16 protein-coding genes and 1 tRNA gene are annotated in these 17,302 nt (G+C 32.1%); 9 read left to right on the forward strand and 8 right to left on the reverse strand.

Annotated features, from left to right (window positions below; genetic code table 11):
* Window positions 1-43: 43 nt before the first annotated feature.
* From ABIK75_00375 to ABIK75_00400, 6 genes are read right to left on the reverse strand one after another with little or no spacing between them, the layout of a single operon-like run.
* A complete protein-coding gene (locus ABIK75_00375) occupies window positions 44-1,201 on the reverse strand; it encodes a glycosyltransferase family 4 protein (GenBank protein MEO0089554.1) in 1,158 nt (385 codons plus the stop codon).
* A 13-nt stretch (window positions 1,202-1,214) separates the two neighbouring features.
* Window positions 1,215-2,201, reverse strand: a complete 987-nt coding sequence (gene ala / locus ABIK75_00380; protein MEO0089555.1) for an alanine dehydrogenase — start codon at window positions 2,199-2,201, stop codon at window positions 1,215-1,217.
* A gap of 13 nt (window positions 2,202-2,214) precedes the next feature.
* A complete protein-coding gene (locus ABIK75_00385) occupies window positions 2,215-3,477 on the reverse strand; it encodes a pitrilysin family protein (protein MEO0089556.1) in 1,263 nt (420 codons plus the stop codon).
* Window positions 3,455-5,551: a polyribonucleotide nucleotidyltransferase gene (locus ABIK75_00390; GenBank protein MEO0089557.1), complete on the reverse strand. Its 2,097-nt coding sequence runs from the start codon at window positions 5,549-5,551 to the stop codon at window positions 3,455-3,457. Before ABIK75_00390 ends, ABIK75_00385 begins: the two co-directional genes overlap by 23 nt.
* Window positions 5,551-5,820 carry a 30S ribosomal protein S15 gene (gene rpsO / locus ABIK75_00395; protein MEO0089558.1) on the reverse strand — a complete coding sequence of 90 codons (270 nt, stop codon included), beginning with the start codon at window positions 5,818-5,820 and terminating at the stop codon, window positions 5,551-5,553. The genes ABIK75_00390 and rpsO overlap by 1 nt, the downstream gene beginning before the upstream one ends.
* A gap of 7 nt (window positions 5,821-5,827) precedes the next feature.
* A complete protein-coding gene (locus tag ABIK75_00400) occupies window positions 5,828-6,394 on the reverse strand; it encodes a hypothetical protein (GenBank protein MEO0089559.1) in 567 nt (188 codons plus the stop codon).
* Between the two features lie 1,318 nt (window positions 6,395-7,712).
* Between ABIK75_00400 and ABIK75_00405 the strand changes: the two genes are divergently transcribed.
* The 9 genes from ABIK75_00405 (at window position 7,713) to tgt (ending at window position 15,657) form a co-directional block, all read left to right on the forward strand.
* A tRNA-Pro gene (locus tag ABIK75_00405) sits at window positions 7,713-7,786 on the forward strand.
* A gap of 13 nt (window positions 7,787-7,799) precedes the next feature.
* Window positions 7,800-8,336 (forward strand): hypoxanthine phosphoribosyltransferase, encoded by a 537-nt coding sequence (gene hpt, locus ABIK75_00410; GenBank protein ID MEO0089560.1) that lies wholly within the window; start codon window positions 7,800-7,802, stop codon window positions 8,334-8,336.
* Window positions 8,323-10,065, forward strand: coding sequence for an adenine deaminase (gene ade / locus ABIK75_00415; GenBank protein MEO0089561.1), 1,743 nt, complete (start codon window positions 8,323-8,325; stop codon window positions 10,063-10,065). Before hpt ends, ade begins: the two co-directional genes overlap by 14 nt.
* Window positions 10,056-10,520: a TIGR00725 family protein gene (locus ABIK75_00420; protein MEO0089562.1), complete on the forward strand. Its 465-nt coding sequence runs from the start codon at window positions 10,056-10,058 to the stop codon at window positions 10,518-10,520. Before ade ends, ABIK75_00420 begins: the two co-directional genes overlap by 10 nt.
* 29 nt (window positions 10,521-10,549) lie before the next feature.
* Entirely contained in the window at window positions 10,550-10,804 is a 255-nt protein-coding gene (locus tag ABIK75_00425) for an HPr family phosphocarrier protein (protein ID MEO0089563.1), read from the forward strand.
* Complete coding sequence (ptsP, locus tag ABIK75_00430; GenBank protein MEO0089564.1) at window positions 10,801-12,555, forward strand: phosphoenolpyruvate--protein phosphotransferase; 1,755 nt, start codon at window positions 10,801-10,803, stop codon at window positions 12,553-12,555. Before ABIK75_00425 ends, ptsP begins: the two co-directional genes overlap by 4 nt.
* Window positions 12,548-13,555: a bifunctional phosphoglucose/phosphomannose isomerase gene (locus ABIK75_00435; protein MEO0089565.1), complete on the forward strand. Its 1,008-nt coding sequence runs from the start codon at window positions 12,548-12,550 to the stop codon at window positions 13,553-13,555. Before ptsP ends, ABIK75_00435 begins: the two co-directional genes overlap by 8 nt.
* Before the next feature lie 12 nt (window positions 13,556-13,567).
* Window positions 13,568-14,551: a sugar phosphate nucleotidyltransferase gene (locus ABIK75_00440; protein MEO0089566.1), complete on the forward strand. Its 984-nt coding sequence runs from the start codon at window positions 13,568-13,570 to the stop codon at window positions 14,549-14,551.
* Window positions 14,548-15,657, forward strand: coding sequence for a tRNA guanosine(34) transglycosylase Tgt (gene tgt / locus ABIK75_00445; GenBank protein ID MEO0089567.1), 1,110 nt, complete (start codon window positions 14,548-14,550; stop codon window positions 15,655-15,657). Before ABIK75_00440 ends, tgt begins: the two co-directional genes overlap by 4 nt.
* Here tgt and ABIK75_00450 read toward each other — a convergent pair.
* Together ABIK75_00450 and ABIK75_00455 are read right to left on the reverse strand one after the other, a co-directional pair.
* Entirely contained in the window at window positions 15,650-15,997 is a 348-nt protein-coding gene (locus tag ABIK75_00450; protein MEO0089568.1) for a helix-hairpin-helix domain-containing protein, read from the reverse strand. The genes tgt and ABIK75_00450 overlap by 8 nt on opposite strands.
* On the reverse strand, window positions 15,994-16,767 hold the full coding sequence (locus ABIK75_00455) for a sulfide-dependent adenosine diphosphate thiazole synthase (GenBank protein ID MEO0089569.1): 774 nt from the start codon (window positions 16,765-16,767) through the stop codon (window positions 15,994-15,996). The genes ABIK75_00450 and ABIK75_00455 overlap by 4 nt, the downstream gene beginning before the upstream one ends.
* Between the last annotated feature and the right edge of the window lie 535 nt (window positions 16,768-17,302).

Consider the following 17,302-nt stretch of genomic DNA (forward strand, 5'->3'; position numbering starts at 1 on the left):
TTTTTTTATTTTAAAAAGGTTAAAAAATTCACTTTTTTGGATATTAACCTCTGCCATTATTGTGAATTATCTGATAATAAAATTTTTCTACTTGGAAACTTATTTTTTCCCAAGAATAGTTTAAAGCCTTTTCTCGACCTAATTTCCCCATTTCTTCAGCTCTTCTTGGTTCCCTAGCTAATTCAATTATTTTTTCACCAATTTCCCGAGAATCACAAGGTCTTACTAAAAAACCTTCTCTGCCGTTCTTTAAGATCTCGCGATATCCCGGAATGTTAGAAGCCACAATCGGTTTTCCGCAAGCCATTGCTTCTAAGAGAACAATTCCAAAACTTTCTGCCCCAATCGAAGGAGCCACAAAAATATTGGCGGTAGCATAAAATCTGGGTAACTCTTCAAAAGAAACAGCTCCACAAAAAACAATGTTTTTTTTCACTTCTTCTGAAAGATATTCTTGATAGGAATAACCAAAGACTCCCTTTCCCACAATCAAAAGAAGAAAATTAGGAAATTCTTTTTTTATTATTGATAAAGCACGCAAAAGATATTTCAGACCTTTTCGTGGTTCGAATCTTCCCACAAATAATAGTCGAGGGTAATATTCTAAATATTCCTGTAAGGGTTTAATGTCGGGACGGAAAAAATTAGTATCTACTCCGTTAGGAATTATATGATATTTCCCAGGGAAATATTTCTGGGTAGCTTTTTTAGCTGCGTTAGAGACCGCAATAATTCCATCAAGTTTTTTAAAAAAAGGATATAGAAAGGGACGGAAAATAGTATATCCCAAACTATTTTTAAAATAAGAATGAAGAGTAATAATATTTTTTGTTTTAGAGAACTTCAACACATATAGAGGAAGTAAAGGAGCTAAACAGCCATGAATATGAATAATATCAAAATTGTTCTTCTCCAATATCTCTTTTATTTGGGCTCCCAATTGCCATCCGATAGGAAAAGAAGCAAAAGATTTGTTAGCCCGAAAAATTATTGCTCTACCTACCCGGTAAACATGTTTTTCATCTTCTTCATAGTTATACAAATTATTATCAATCTTTAAAAAATGGTTGGTTGAAAAATTTGTTGTCAAAATTTTTACCGTATGATTCCGTTTTCTTAACTCTTGTGATAAATTATAAATATGAACCGGAATGCCACCGATATAAGGAAAATAAACATCAGAAACCATTAAAATCTTCATTAATTTATTAAGATTAAAAAATAGTGATTCTTTTACCGATTTTCTTTCTTTTTGCTATTTTATAAACTTGGTAAGCACAAACTAAATCTTGAATTCCTAAACCGGTAGAATCAAAAATAGTAATTTCTTCATCCTTTTCTCTACCAGGAATTTTTCCACAAATAACTTCGCCAATTTCGCCTTTAATATCTTCTTTTTTAATAAATCCCTTTTCTAAAGGAACATTTATTTCCCCAGAATGAGATGCTTGCTCCCAATCATCAACATAAACTTTTCCTTTCTTCAGAATCTCCCAATCTAATTCTTCTTTTCCTGGGGCATCGGCACCAATCGCATTGATGTGAACACCCGGTTTGATCCATTCGACTTTAATTATTGGCTCTCTTACGGGTGTTTGGGTAGAAATGATATCAGCATCTCTGACACATTCTTCAATTGAAGAACAAATAACAATTGGTATTTTCACAAGTGATTGAAACTTTCTTTGAAAGTTTTTTGCTACTTTGATGTTTATATCATAAACTTTCACCTGTTTAATTTTTCTCACCCGGATAATTGCTAAAAGCTGCGTTTCAGCCTGTACTCCGGCACCTACTAAAGAAAGTATTGAAGCATCTTTCCTTGCCAGGTATTTAGTAGCTATTCCTCCAGCTGCTCCGGTACGAATATTAGTAATTGCTGTTCCATCTAAAATAGCTAAAGGAGCGCCATTCTTAGGAGAAATCAAAATAATTGTTGCCATTACGCTGGGAATTTTGTATTTTGAAGGGTTGTTCGGATGCACATTAACTACTTTAACACCAGAAATTTCGTAAGTAGGCAAATAGGCTGGCATTACCCGGATATCGCCTTGATATTTTTCGTAAAAAAGATAAACCTTAGGAGGCATAATTACACGACCCATTCCTTTTTCATAAAAGGCTTTTTCTACTGCCTTTAAGGCTAAATCCATTTTTAAAATCTTTGTTACTTCTTTTAGATTTAAAAATAATACTTCCATTTCATCTCCTTTTTTAATATATTTCTTTAGGTAATATTTTTATAACATCTGACTCTTCAACATTGCCAACACTGGCGACACTGAATTCATTTAAAGAAGATAAAACTTTTTCTGTTATTAAATCTAATTGTTCTTTTTTCACTTGATTATAGGCATCCAAAATTTCTTCAACAGTAAAAGAACGACCATAAATAAATTCATTTTTAGCCAAATTAAAACTGCGGTTTAACGGATTTTCCAAATGAATCACGATTGCACTTTTAGTATAATTTAATGCTATCTCGTATTCTCTTTTTGTGAACCCCTCTTTCTTTAATTTTATCAATTCTTCAGTAACAATGTTAAGGGTCTTTTCTAATTTCGCTTTATCACACACAAAATAGATACCAAAAATTGTTACATCTTCATAAAAATCAACGAAGGAAGAAATTTGGTACACTAAACCTTCTTCTTCCCTTAATCTTTGAAAAAGACGCGAAGAAAGAGAACCGCCCAAGGAGGTGTTAAAAATGGATAGAGCATATTTTTCTTTCTCTTCTTGAAAAAAAATTTTTTTCCCTAAAATAAAATATACACTGTCTAAATCCGTCTTATTTTTTACGCTAATTTTTAAAGATCCGCCTTCTTTTATTATTTCTCTTTTATTTTCACTTCCTTCTTTAAGAAGTAAATTCTCGCTCATTTTTTGATAAACCTCTTTCTCTAAATCGCCAACCACTGAAATCACAACTTTACTTTTAGTGTAATTTTCCCAATAAAACTGTTTTATTATTTCGGGAGTAAACTTTTTAATAGTCTCGATTTTACCAGCAATTGGAAGTCCAAGAGAAGCATTAGGAAAAAGGGTATTAAAAAAAAGATTAAAAAGAAGATCTTCGTCATCCTCATTAGACTGTTTTATTTCTTCAATAATTACTTCTCGTTCCTTTTCAAATTCCTGAGAATTAAAAAGAGGATAACAAATAATTTCCTTTAATAAATCACAAACTGGTTCAGCAAATTCTTTTAAGAAACGAGCGTAAATTCCGGTCATCTCTCTTCCAGTAAAAGCATCCAATATACAACCAATCGATTCCGCATAATAAGAAATTTCTTTTGCCGTCTTATTTTTTGTTCCCTTAAATAACATATGTTCAACAAAATGAGAAATACCGTTCATTTCTTTCGGTTCATCTCGAGAACCATGATTAAAAGCCACACACAATGCCACTGAAGGATAAAAAGGACGATGTTCTAAAACTAAAGTAACACCATTAATTTTTTCTTTTTGTATCATTGGTTGTTATTCCTACTGCTTTTCGGGAAAGTTGAATTCTCCCCATCTCATCAATAGCAATCACTCTCACAAAAACTTTGTCCCCAACCTTCACTTCACTTGTTAAATTTTTAACTCGGTAATTAGCCCATTGAGAAATATGACAAAGTCCTTCTTTGCCAGGAGCAATTTCAATAAACACGCCAAAGGGAACTATTCTTTTTACTTCCCCTAAATATACTTTTCCAACTTCAACGTCTTCAACAATTGCTAAAATTCGAGATTTTGCTTTTTCAATCGCTTCCTCATTAGGTCCAGAAATTGTTATTTTTCCATCATCTTCAATAAAAATTTCAGTGTTTGTTTCGTCAATTATTTTTCTTATTACTTTGCCTCCGGTGCCAATTACTGCACCAATTTTATCCTTAGGAATTTGGAAAGCAAATACTCGAGGAGCAAAGGTAGAAAGACATTTTCTTGGTTGGTCAATCGATTTCGCCATCAATTCTAATATTTTTCTGTGAGCCACCCGAGCCTTTTCTATTGCTTCTTTCAAAATTTCTAAAGAAACTCCTTGAATTTTTAAATCTAATTGAATAGCAGTGATACCATCTTTTGTCCCAGCCAATTTAAAATCCATATCTCCGTAATGGTCTTCTGTACCTGTAATATCAGTTAAAATTACATAATCGTTATCTTCCTTTACCAATCCCATGGCGATACCAGCTACCGCTTTCTTCAAAGGTACTCCGGCATCCATTAAAGATAAAGTGGCGCCACAAACTGTCGCCATCGAAGAAGAACCGTTTGATTCTAAAATATCAGAAACCACTCGAATAGTATAGGGAAACTCTTCTTCACTGGGCAAGAGATATTTAAAAGCCCGTTCGGCTAAATAACCATGACCAATTTCTCTTCTGGTAGGGGCTCGTAAGGGTTTTATCTCACCGGTAGAGAAAGGTGGGAAATTATAATGAAGCATAAAACGTTTTGTCCCTTCACCTTCTAAATCATCAACGATCTGTTCGTCGCTTTTTGTTCCTAAAGTGACAACAGCTAAACATTGTGTTTGACCTCGGGTAAAAATAGCTGAACCATGGGTTCGTGGCAGTACCGAAACAGCACAAGAAAGTGGTCGGATTTCATCAGGGGTACGACCGTCTATTCTTCTATGTTCTTTAAGTATTAATTTTCTCACATATTCCCGCGCACATTCTTCGATTACATATTGAATTTGGTTTTCACAATCAGGATATTTATCTTTTAGAAGATTAAAAGCTTCTTCCCGAATTTTTCTTAAACTCTCCTGCCTTTCTTTTTTGTCAACAATCTGATAAGCCTGAATTGTTTTTTCTTCAATTATCTCTTTTACTTCTTTAATAAACTCTTCGGGTAATAACTTCTCGGGTACTTCTAACTTAGAAACATCAATAATTAATCTTTCTTGTGCATCAATGATTTTTCTTATCTCTCCCATTGCTATTTCAATTGCTTCGATAATATCTTCCGGTTGAACCTCTTTACCATCACCTTCTAACATTACTGGCGCATTTTTAGTAGCGCTAACTACTAAATCTAAAGTAGACACCTCCAATTCTTTAAGAGTTGGATTAACTATATATTTATTATCAATCTTACCAATGCGAACAGCAGCAATTGGTTGAGAAAAAGGAATCTCTGATAGAAGAAGACTAGTTGAAGCACCAATAATTCCTAAAATATCGCCTTCATTTTCTTGATCAAAAGAAAGAAGAAAACTAATCACCTGCACATCTTGGTTAAAGGTTTTTGGGAAAAGCGGCCTTATAGAACGGTCAATTAAACGGGAAACAATAATCTCTTTATCCCTTGGTTTCCCTTCTCTTTTAAAAAAACCACCAGGAATTTTACCGGCCGCATAAGCGAGTTCCCGATAATCAACAGTTAAAGGTAAAAAATCTTGAAAAGTATTCTTCTTTTCTTTTTTATAAGTGGCAGTAGTAAGCACAATTGTGTCGCCATAACGAACTAAAGCGCTACCATCAGCTTGGCGGGCGAGGTTACCAGTCTCGATTGATAAAATCCTGCCTCCGATTTCTATCTCTACCTTACTCATTACCCTCTGAGACCAAGTTTTTCAACTATTTTTAAGTATCTTTCTTTATGATATTTCATTAGATAATTAAGATGCCGACGCCGTTGATTTATCAATTTTATTAACCCTCTGCGGGAATGTTTATCTTTTTTATGCTTTTGTAAATGTTCTGTTAAAAGTTTTATCCTTTCAGTCAAAATAGCAATCTGGACTTCAGGTGAACCAGTGTCTTTTTCATGAAGTCTAAATTTTTCAATTATTTCTTTTTTTCTTTCTTTTGTTAAAGCCATACTCTCCTCATTTTTTAAGATTATATTCTTTTAATTCTAAAATTGTAATTTCTCCATCTTCTTCTCTTTGGAATTTTACAATCCCTATCTCTTCTTTTACCCAGATGTGTTTTTGAATATCACCGTCTTCATTTTGATATCTTATCCGCCAACAATTCGAATAATTTTCGATTCCAATTCTTAAGTCTTCAATATCCAGCACTTCTGCAGTAAATTCCTCGTTCACTTGCCACGAATTTCCTGCTTTTAATGGTAAAACAAATTGAGTATCCGGTTCATCATCGGTATAACTTAAATATAAACTATCCTTAACCACTATTTTTACCGTTTCATCCTCTGCCAATTCTTCTAAAGCAAATAAAGAGCCGGTGAGACAAAAAGTATCGTTATTCTCGCCAATCACTTCCATTTTAAAGCTATCTACCAAACTAGTATCGCCATTCTCAATCTGCCAAACACGATAAATCCAATAATTTCCAGGACTTAAAGGTATTAACTCTTTCTTTTCTTCTTTTTTCTTACAACTTATTAGAAAAGCTGATATTCCTAATAGAATTATAACACTCTTCTTCATCTTCTCCTCCATATTTTGTTAATAATTATAATCAGAGAATCAAATAAGTCAACAATATGTTAAGCCACAATTCTCAGAAAAAATAAGACCATTAATGTGAAAAATGATTATAGTTTCTTTAAAATATACAGATTAGCAAAATAAATTATAATTTCTTAATCAATTAATTTCTATGATTATCTCTTATTTTCTTCGCTGAAAAACTTATCCAGCCCGTTTTTAATATTTTCCTAACCTTTATCAATAAATTTAAAACCTTTTTGCTGTCCCTAAATCCCAAATTAGATAACATAGCGCCTCTAAAAATCTATATGAAAAAATTTTATCATACCAATTCAATACGTTCCTTACTTCATTATACCATCCATAAAGTAATAAATATCATAAACATTTAAATTATCTTATCTACCTTAAATACTTAAATAATTTAAATTCATCTGCTATACCTAAATACCTAACATAGCAGAAAAAGATTATCGATGCCTTTCATGGAAAATTTATTAATAAAAACTCTTACAAAGTTATTAACCTCCTTCTTTTTAGAATTAACATCTCTCTCCTTTTAAGGCTCATCTTTTTCATTCCTCTCAAAATCGTTATCGCTAACCCTTGGAAACCCATCTCAGTGTCACTTCTTCTCCCCTGGGTTGTTAATAGTAACCGACCCACCTTTTGCTATTGATTTTAAGACAATAAAGAATAATTATCATGGGAAAGAAGAAAGTTATCAAAAGGTTATTGTGGGATACCAAAAGATAAGTATTATGAATTTTCTGTGAATTGGCTAAAAGAGATATATCGAACATTAAAAGACACTAGTAGTTTTTATTTATCGGGCTATAAGAAATATAAGTTTAATAAAGATGAGAATTACCTTAAAGATTTTTAGTAATTAATGGAGTATTGAGCAAACATAATAACACACTAACAAAATTACTTTAGAGATTATAAAATAAGAGAAAAAAACAATTTTACCAAGAGCGATATTAGGCTGGCAAATATTTTGGGTTCTCGCAAAACGATTTAGGCAGAGGCTAATTACTTTTTATTAGCAGCGCAGGAATTTGTTATGTTGATTACTAAATAGGTTTAAAGACCAGAAAAACAAAAGATGCTTTAACGATTGATATTCAAGAAATCAAAGATTTTACTGAAAAGAATTTTTTTCGGAGGAAAATAAAAAATCTTTTCCAATTAAAAAGGCTTCTTTTTTTCAGTTTTGTAAATTAATATTAGAAGGAATAATCAGCGGAATTTTTAAAAATATATCTAACACTTTAAATTGACAGATTTTTATATTTTATTAAAATAGAATTAACGGGGCGTAGCGCAGTGGTTTAGCGCGCTTGGTTCGGGACCAAGAGGTCGCTGGTTCAAATCCAGTCGCCCCGATTTTTAATATTTTATGATAAATATCAAAGTTTTTAAGTTGATTGGTGAAGAAGATATCAAAGAGAAAGTTAAAGAACTGGCTGATAGAATAAGTAAAGATTATTGCAATAAGGATTTGGTTTTGATCGGTGTGCTAAAAGGTGCCTTTGTCTTTCTAGCTGATTTAATCAGAAACTTAACCATTCCCTGTTGTTGTGATTTTATAAAAGTTAGTAGCTATGGCCAAGGTACCGAAACTTCAGGAGTAGTGAAAATTGTGGCTGATATCTCAACACCAATTGAAAATAAAGATGTCTTATTGGTAGAAGATATTGTTGATACCGGTTTAACTTTGAAGTATTTAATTGACCATTTATCTCTTAAGAAGCCAAAGTCATTAAAAATTTGTGCCTTGCTTGATAAACCTGAAAAACATAGATTAAAAATTTCGATTGATTATCTTGGTTTTACTATTCCAAACAAGTTTGTTGTTGGGTATGGAATCGATTATGATGAAAAATTTCGTTATCTTCCTTATATTGGTTATATTGAATTAAATGAAAAAGAATAATCTCTTCTCGTTAATAAAAGCAGCAAAAGGAGAAAAGAAAGGTTCTTTACTTATTAAAAATTGCCAACTTTTAAATCTTTTTACGGGCGAATTAGAAGAGACAAATATTTTAATTGATGGTGACTATATCTGCGGTATTGGTAAGGAATATCACGATGGAGAAAGAATAATTGATGGCAAAGGCTTATATGCACTGCCAGGATTTATTGAAAGTCATATTCATATCGAGAGTTCCCTCTTATCATTGGCAGAATTTAGTTATTATGCCTTGCTTTCAGGAACCACTACTTGTGTTTGCGATCCCCATGAGATTACTAATGTCTTAGGAATTGACGGCATAAAATATTTCTTAAAGGAAAGTGAAAATTTAATACTCAATTTTTATTTTTATTTTCCTTCTTGTGTGCCAGCAACACCTTTTGAAGACCTGCCTTTTAAAATCTCTCTTGCTTCTTTTCTCAAACTACTCAAAAACAAAAGAATAATTGGTTTAGGCGAAGTGATGAATTTTCCTGGAGTGATAAATTGCGAAAAAGATTTAATTAACAAAATTTATTATACACAAAAATTTAACAAAATTATTGATGGCCATTCTCCTTTACTTTTGGGAACTAATCTAAATGCCTATCTTTCTTCGGGTATCTATTCTGACCACGAAATAACCAACTTAGAAGAAGCAAAAGAAAAATTGAAAAAAGGGATGTGGTTAATGATAAGGGAAGGGAGTGCGGCCAAAAATTTTTTAGATTTAAAAGAGATAATAAAATCTGATAGTATTGACCGCTTGATCTTTATTTCCGATGATATTCATCCCGAAGAACTTATCAATTTAGGTCATTTAAACCGAATATTAAAAAAGGCAATCAATCATAATATTCCTGTTCATTGGGCAGTGAGAATGGTTAGCTTTAATCCAGCAAATTTCTTTGGTTTTAAAAGGTTGGGATTAGTGGCACCAGGTTATCGAGCAGACGTAAATCTTGTGGATAATTTGAAAGATTTTAAAACTATCTATCTTATCAAAGATGGTAAATTGGTGGTTGATAACGGTAAGATTTTAGATATTAGAAAAGCAGGTTATTCATTTTCTCTAATTAAAAAAATTTACCAAACTATAAAAGTAAAAAAGATAAAAAAAGAACTTCTAAAGGTCTTCGGAAACCGGAGGGGGTTATTACGAGTGATTAAAATTATTCCTAACCAAATTATTACCGAAGAACTTTTAACTTATCCAAAAATGGAAAATGATTTGGTAGTAAGTGACCGAGAAAGGGATATATTAAAACTGGTTGTTATTAATCGACATAAAAAAGAACCACAAATGGGTATTGGTTTCGTAACTGGTTTTAATTTAAAAGAAGGAGCAATTGCTTCTTCGGTTGCTCACGATTCTCACCATCTTGTTGCCTGTGGTGTCGATGATGAAAGTATTGTTACCGCAATAAATAAGATTATCGAAGAACAGGGTGGTTTAGCGATTAGCCGAGAAAAAGAAATTCTTTCTTTTTTACCCTTAAAGATTGCTGGTCTAATGGCTAACTTAAAAGCACCAGAAGTTGCTAGTTCTTTAAATTTATTACTTAACCTTACAAAAAAATTGGGTTGCACCTTGGAAAACCCTTTTATTACTTTATCTTTTCTTGCTTTACCGGTAATACCAGAACTTAAATTAACTGATAAAGGATATTTTTCAGCCAAAAATTGGCAGTTTATTAGTTTGTGGAGTTAGAAAAAAAATTTTTTGTCGGAGTTATTGGTCCAAATAATCCAAGCAAAAAGATTTATCAACTTGCTTATCAAATTGGTAAAGAGATTGGTAAAAGAAATTGGGTGTTAATTTGTGGTGGTTTAGGTGGTATAATGGAAGCAGTTTCCAAAGGAGCAAAAGAGGAAGGTGGTTTAACAATTGGCATCTTGCCTAATAGCGAAAAATCTTTTGCCAATCCCTATATTGATATTCCCATCGCTACCGGTTTAAACGAAGCAAGAAATTTAATAATTGTTTTAACCAGTGATGTGATTATTGCCGTTGGTAAAGGTTACGGCACATTATCCGAAATTGCTTTCGCCTTAAAATATAACAAAAAAGTATTTGGTTTAAAAACTTGGCAGAAAGAATTACCAATTATAAAAATAAAAAATATTAAAGAATTAATAAAAAAACTCATCAATCTTGCATATTAAATATTGATTAATTATAATTATTAGTGAAAATGGTGAGGGAAAAGGCAAAAGTGGGGATTGAAATTGGCTTACACGCTCGACCAGCAGCCGAGTTTGTAAAGATTGCTGAAAGATTTAAATCAAAAATAAGGGTTTGTAAAGATGGCATCTGGGTTAACGGAAAAAGTATTTTATCCCTACTAACCTTGGCAGCTGAAAGGGGAAGTGAACTTATCTTAGAAGCTGATGGCCCAGATGAACAAGAAGCAATTGAAGCATTAAAAAAATTCCTTACTAACCAATGAAAGAAAGAATTTTAAGAGGCATTCCCATAAACGGTGATTTCGGTTATGGTGAAATAGAAGTCTATTCACCACAATTGCCAGTTATTGAAAAAAAAGAAATCTCTGCCGAAGAAATTTTTCAAGAAAAAGAAAGGTTAGATAAAGCTATTACTCTAACAAAAGAAGATTTTGAAAAAATTTACCAAAAGGTAAGGGCAGAAATGGGAAAAGATATTGCCGAATTCATTAAAATCCAGATTGCTTTTCTCACTGATGAAACGGTTATAAAAGAGGCTAAAGAACTAATTGAAAAAGGAAGGGTATCTGCCGAATATGCTTATTCCGAAGTTATCAAAAGATATTATCACAATTTAGCAAGTAAAGGAGTAAGCGTTTTTGTTGATAAAAGTTCAGAAATTTTTGATGTCTGTCTTTATGTGTTGAAAAAATTAAAAGATAGTAAAAAGGGATTCTCACTACTTTTTCCCGATAAAAAATGTCTTCTTTTTGCTCACACTTTAACCCCGATGAATATGGCAATTTTAGATAAAGAGTATATTTTAGGTATTGCCTTGGAAATGGGTGGTAAGACTTCCCATATTTCTATAATGGCAAAAGCAAAAGAGATTCCTGCCGTGGTGGGTGTAGAAAATCTTTTACAATTTAGCAGCAAAGTTAAGGAAGCAATAATTGACGGTAATCGAGGTTTAGTAATTCTTTCTCCTACAGAAAAGAGAATAAAATTTTACGAAAAAGAAAAAGAAGAATTAGGTAAGCGACGAAAGGCGCTAATCACCCAAAAAGAACAGGAAGCAAAAACAAAAGATGGAAAGTATGTGGACATCTCAGCTAATATTGAGTTTGTTTATGAAGCAGTAATGGCAAAAGAATATGGTGCGAAAGGAATCGGCCTTTTTCGAACTGAATATCTCTTTTTATCCAAAAGAGAATTACCAAGCGAAGAAGAGCAGTACCAATTTTATAAAGAGGTTGCCGAAAAGATGAAACCCTATTTTGTTATTATCCGGACTTTTGATTTAGGCGGTGATAAAATAATTCCTGGCTATTTTGAAAATAACCCTTTTTTAGGTTGGCGAGGAATAAGATTCTGTCTAAGCAATTTAAATTTCTTTAAAACTCAATTACGAGCAATCTTAAGGGCTTCCCAAACAAGAAATATTAAAGTGATGTTGCCGATGGTAAGTAATATTGATGAAGTTATCAAGACCAAAAATATCTTAGAAGAGATAAAACAAGAATTAAAAGAGAAAAATATCGATTTTGATGAGAATATTGAATTAGGAATTATGATTGAAACACCTTCTTCAGTTTTACTTTCGGATGTGTTAGCAAAATTATGTTCTTTCTTTTCTATCGGCTCCAATGACCTTACCCAATACACTTTGGCCTGTGACCGTGGAAACGAAAAAGTAAGTTATCTCTTCAGCCATTACCATCCGGCAGTTTTAAGACTAATAAAAGAAACGATAAAGAATGGCCACAGAAATGGTATTTGGGTTGGTTTATGTGGCGAATTGGCAAGCGAACCTTTCGGTATAATTATTTTAATTGGTATGGGAATCGATGAACTATCAATGGCGCCACAATTTATTCCCTATGCAAAAGAACTTATCTCCTTCTTAGATACCGATTTTTGTAAAGAGATTGCCGAGAAAGTAATAAACTTTTCTACCCCTTCGGAAGTATTACGTTATCTTAAAAAGAGAATTAAAAAGGAAAAAATTCCCTTAGAAAAATACTCCTATGTTTGATTTAATCTACCACTTTCCCGAACAGTTAGAAGAGTCTTTAGCTCTCACTAATCAAGCACTGAAAGAAAGAAAAGATTTTTTAGATAAAATTAATGATATTGAAAAAATTGTTGTTGTTGGAATGGGTGGCAGCGGCATTGCTGGCGATATTGTCTTTAGCCTCACCTATTCTTTTTTAAAATCTCCCATATTAGTAATAAAAGATTATTATCTACCTTTTTTCTGCAATAAAAAAACTCTTTATTTTGTTATCAGTTATTCGGGAGAGACCGAAGAGACAATTTTCAACTACCAGCAACTTAAAAGAAACAAATTACCGTTAATTGTAATTACCGCTGGTGGTAAATTAAAAGTTTTGGCAGAAAAAAATCAAGACTTGCTTTTTATTTTGCCCCAAAACTATCCACCGCGTCAGGCTTTGGCCTATCTAACCATTCCAATATTACTAACCCTAAGCAGATTAGCAATTATCCCTAATTGTCAACAAGAGATAGAAAAAACAATTTTATATCTAAAGAGAATGAGAAAAAGATTAAACGAAAGGGCCAAAAGAATTACTAAACTAATTGAAAATAAAATTCCCTATATTATTGTGGACTCTTATTCCTATCTGCCGATTGCTTATCGTTGGAAAAATCAATTTAATGAAAACACTAAGATTTTAGCCTTTTATAGTTATTTACCGGAGCAGAATCATAATGAAATTAACGCCCTTCCTTTTTTAGAGCTTTTAAAAGATACTCTTTTTGTTTTCCTTTTAAAAAATCCCTTTTCTCATAAAAGAAATCTTATAAGGATAAATTTTCTTTCCAAACTTTTAAAAGAAAATAAAGTGACTCATAAGATAATTCCACCCATTAGTAAAAACAACTTTTTTAATGTTTTTTCTCTAATTCTCTTTGGTGATTTTATAAGTTATCATTGGGCATTAAAAAGAAATATCGACCCTTTAAAAATTGAATTAATTGAAAATTTAAAGAAATTTTTAGCAAAATTTTAAAAAGGAGTTGATATGGAAAGTAAAGTTAAAGTGGTTATTCCGGCTGCTGGTGAAGGAAGAAGATTGAAACCCCATACTCATACCACTCCCAAACCTTTGCTTTCGGTAGCCGGAAAACCAATTATTGGCCATATAATGGAAAGAGTGAAAGAATTAAATCCCGCAGAAGTAATTGTAATAATCGCACCCAATGGCAACCCAATAGAAAAATATTTAAAAGCAAACTACTCTTTAAATTTTCAATTTGTTATTCAAGAAGAACCAAAAGGATTGGGCCACGCGGTTTATAAAGCCAAACCATATTTTAAAAACGAACCTTGCTTGATAATCCTTGGTGATACGATAATTGATATGCCACTGAATAACTTAGTGGGAAAGGAAAATTGGATTGGTGTCAAAAAAGTTGATGACCCAAGAAGATTTGGAATAGTTGAAATAAAAGATGGAGCCATTACTAAAATTGTTGAAAAACCAGCCGAGCCCAAAAGTAATTTGGCAATTGTTGGCATCTATTATATCTTCAATTCCTCCCCCCTTTTTGATGCCTTAGAAAGAATCATCAAAGAAGACATAAAAACAAAAGGTGAATATCAACTTTCCGATGCCTTGGAGATAATGATCGAAGAAAACATAATCTTTAAAGTCTTTCCCGTGGAATACTGGCTAGATTGCGGAACACCCGAAGCTTTGATTCAAACTAATCGGTATCTTTTACAAAATACCAATTATTTTAAACCTCGAGAAAAATCCTTAATCATCCCTCCGGTCTATATCCATGACAGTGCAGTTATTGAAAATTCGATTATCGGACCTTTTGTTTCTATCTCCGAAGAAGTGGAAATAAGAAATTCAATAATAAGAGATTCAATTATTAACCAAGGCGCCTATATTGAAAACTCCCTATTAGAAGATTCTATTTTGGGAGAAAATTCCGTAGTAAAAGAAAAACCCTTGAAACTAAATTTAGGTAGTTTTTCCATATTTGAAACAAGTTGAAATTTATAATAGAAAAAGAAAGTAAAAATTCTCGAGCCCGCGTTGGCAAACTTATTCTTCCGAATGGTGAAGTGACAACACCGGCTTTTATGCCCGTTGGCACCCAAGGCACGGTAAAAACGATGACTCCTAGAGAATTATCAGAAATCGATGTAGAAATTATTATCTGCAATCTTTATCATCTTTATCTTCGTCCTGGGATTGATGTAATCGAAGAAGCCGGTGGTTTAACCAAATTCGCATCTTTCTATAAACCCGTCTTAACAGATTCTGGTGGATTTCAAATCGCTTCTATTTCACCATTAGTGAACATAAAAGATGATGGAGTCCAGTTTAAATCCCATATTGATGGTTCAACCCATTTTTTTACACCGGAAAATGTTGTATTATACCAAGAAAGAATCAAGAGTGATATTGGAATGTGTTTAGATATCTGTCTCCCCTATCCGGTGGAATATAATGAGGCCAAAAAGGCTGTAGAAAAAACTAATGAATGGGCAAAGAAATCAAAAGAGGTAAAAAGCCAAGAATTTAATCTTTTTGGTGTTATCCAAGGCGCTACTTATTTAGACTTAAGAGAAAAAGCCACAAAAGAATTGCTAGACATCGGTTTTGATGGTTATGCGATTGGTGGCTTATTTTTAGGCGAAACACCAAAATTATCCTACGAAATAGTAGCTTTTTGCACTGATTTGATTCCCAAAAAAGAAGTAAGATACGTAATGGGTTGTGGTTATCCGGAAGATATCTTAGAATGTGTGAAATTGGGAGTGGATCTATTTGACTGTGTTTTGCCAACTAGAAATGGTCGAACCGGTACTGCCTTTACTTCTGAGGGAAGAATAATAATTAAAAATGCTAAATTTGAAAAAGATTTTTCACCCTTGGATCCCAATTGTGAATGTTATACCTGTAAAAATTTTACTCGCGCTTATCTTCGCCATCTTTTTATTAGTGAAGAAATTCTTGGTCCCCGTTTATTAACTTACCATAATATTTATTTTTTTATCAATTTGATGAAAAAAATAAGAGAAGCTATCTTAAAAGACCAATTTGAAGAGTTTTATAATAATTTCCAACAGAAATATAACCGAAATCTTATTTAATTTCAATTAAATCTTCTATTCTCGATAGTCTCTTCTTTCCGATACCTTTTATCTTTAAAAGTTCTGATTTACTTTTAAATTTACCTTCTTTTTGGCGGTATTCAATTATTCTTTGTGCAATTTTTTCACCAATTCCTGGTAAACTTATCAATTCCTTTTGAGAAGCCTCATTAATATTTATCTTCTTTTTTGTTACCTTCCTATCTTCTTTAATTTCCTGCTTAACAATTTCTTCTTTTAATATTGTATTTTTTCTTTTTCCATTAAAATAAGAAATAAGACTACCTAATATAAAAAATGCACTTAGGAATATTAAAACAATTTTTTCTTTTTCATTCATTTTAATCTTTCTTTTATCAATTCGGCAACCTTCTTTCCAGAAATAAGCATACTGCTGAAAATTGGTCCCATCCTTGGTCCACCAAATACCGCGTTCACCGCCATTCCACAAACAAAAAGATTATGATAAACCTCTTTGGTATTTTCGATAGTAAATTTTTCTCCCTCTTCAGCATTCATTAATTTTTCACCAATAATTTTACCGGTAGAAGTAAAAAGAACATTACCTATCTTTTTCTCTAAAATTCTTACCAGTTCACAATTATGACCGGTAGCATCAACAACAAAGTGCGAACGCATTGTCATTGGGTCGACATGTAAATTGGCTAGATTTACTGCTGTCCAGTTAATTACCACTCCGGAGATTTTACCATTGCGAAAAAGTAGGTCTTCTACCATTATCAAATTAAAAATTCTTGCTCCCTTTTTAATGGTGTGATAAACAAGTGCTCCTAAGGTTTCCAAAGCACAGGCGACATAATAATTTTCTTCATATTTTTCGTAGTTAATTCCCAACTCTTTTAAGATTTCTTTTCCTTCTTCATCAACAACGATTTTATTAAACATCATTCCGCCACCCGTTAAACCGCCGCCAGGTCGAAGATGTTTTTCTAAAATCACTACTTTGGCACCGGATTTTGCTAAGTAATAACCTGCTGCTAATCCCGAAGGACCCGCACCACAAATAATCACATCCGATTCTAAATATCTATTAAATTCTTTTAAATAACTTTCAACGATTGCTTTAGTTATTTTTATTTCATCAAGCATATTTCAATTATAGAATAAATATCTTAAAAAATCAATTTGTTGAAAAACAAATGGCTAAAAATTGAATAGACATTTGAATTAAAAATAGCAACCTCTTAGGTTTTTTATATATAAACTAAAAAAAGCAAAATAGTGGATACAAAGTTGATAAGAGAAAGATGATGGTAGTGAATGAAGGTTTAATAAAGAAGCTCTTATTAAAAGATAAACTATAAGAAGGAGATACTTAACATAACTTAACATAAGACAAGTTTTTTACTTAATAGTTAAATAAGTTTCAATCTCAAATATTTTTCTAAATTTTATGCTAATAAAACAGCCGGATTTTACTCTCTTTCAAATAGGGAACTGTATGGTGGAGACAGTATAGAAGCTATTTTTAAGGAATATAAAAATAGTTAAAGAAAAAAAGATGTTTTTTATATTTTTACTCCGAAATCAATTATTCCTTTGGAGAATTTATTATTCATAAATAGCTTTTTGACCATCTTGATAAATAATTATTTAAAGATGTGAATACTTTATTTTTCGTTAT

The sequence above is a fragment of the candidate division WOR-3 bacterium genome (genome assembly GCA_039801725.1).
Lineage (GTDB): Bacteria > Hydrothermota > Tepidihabitantia > Tepidihabitantales > DTDR01 > DTDR01.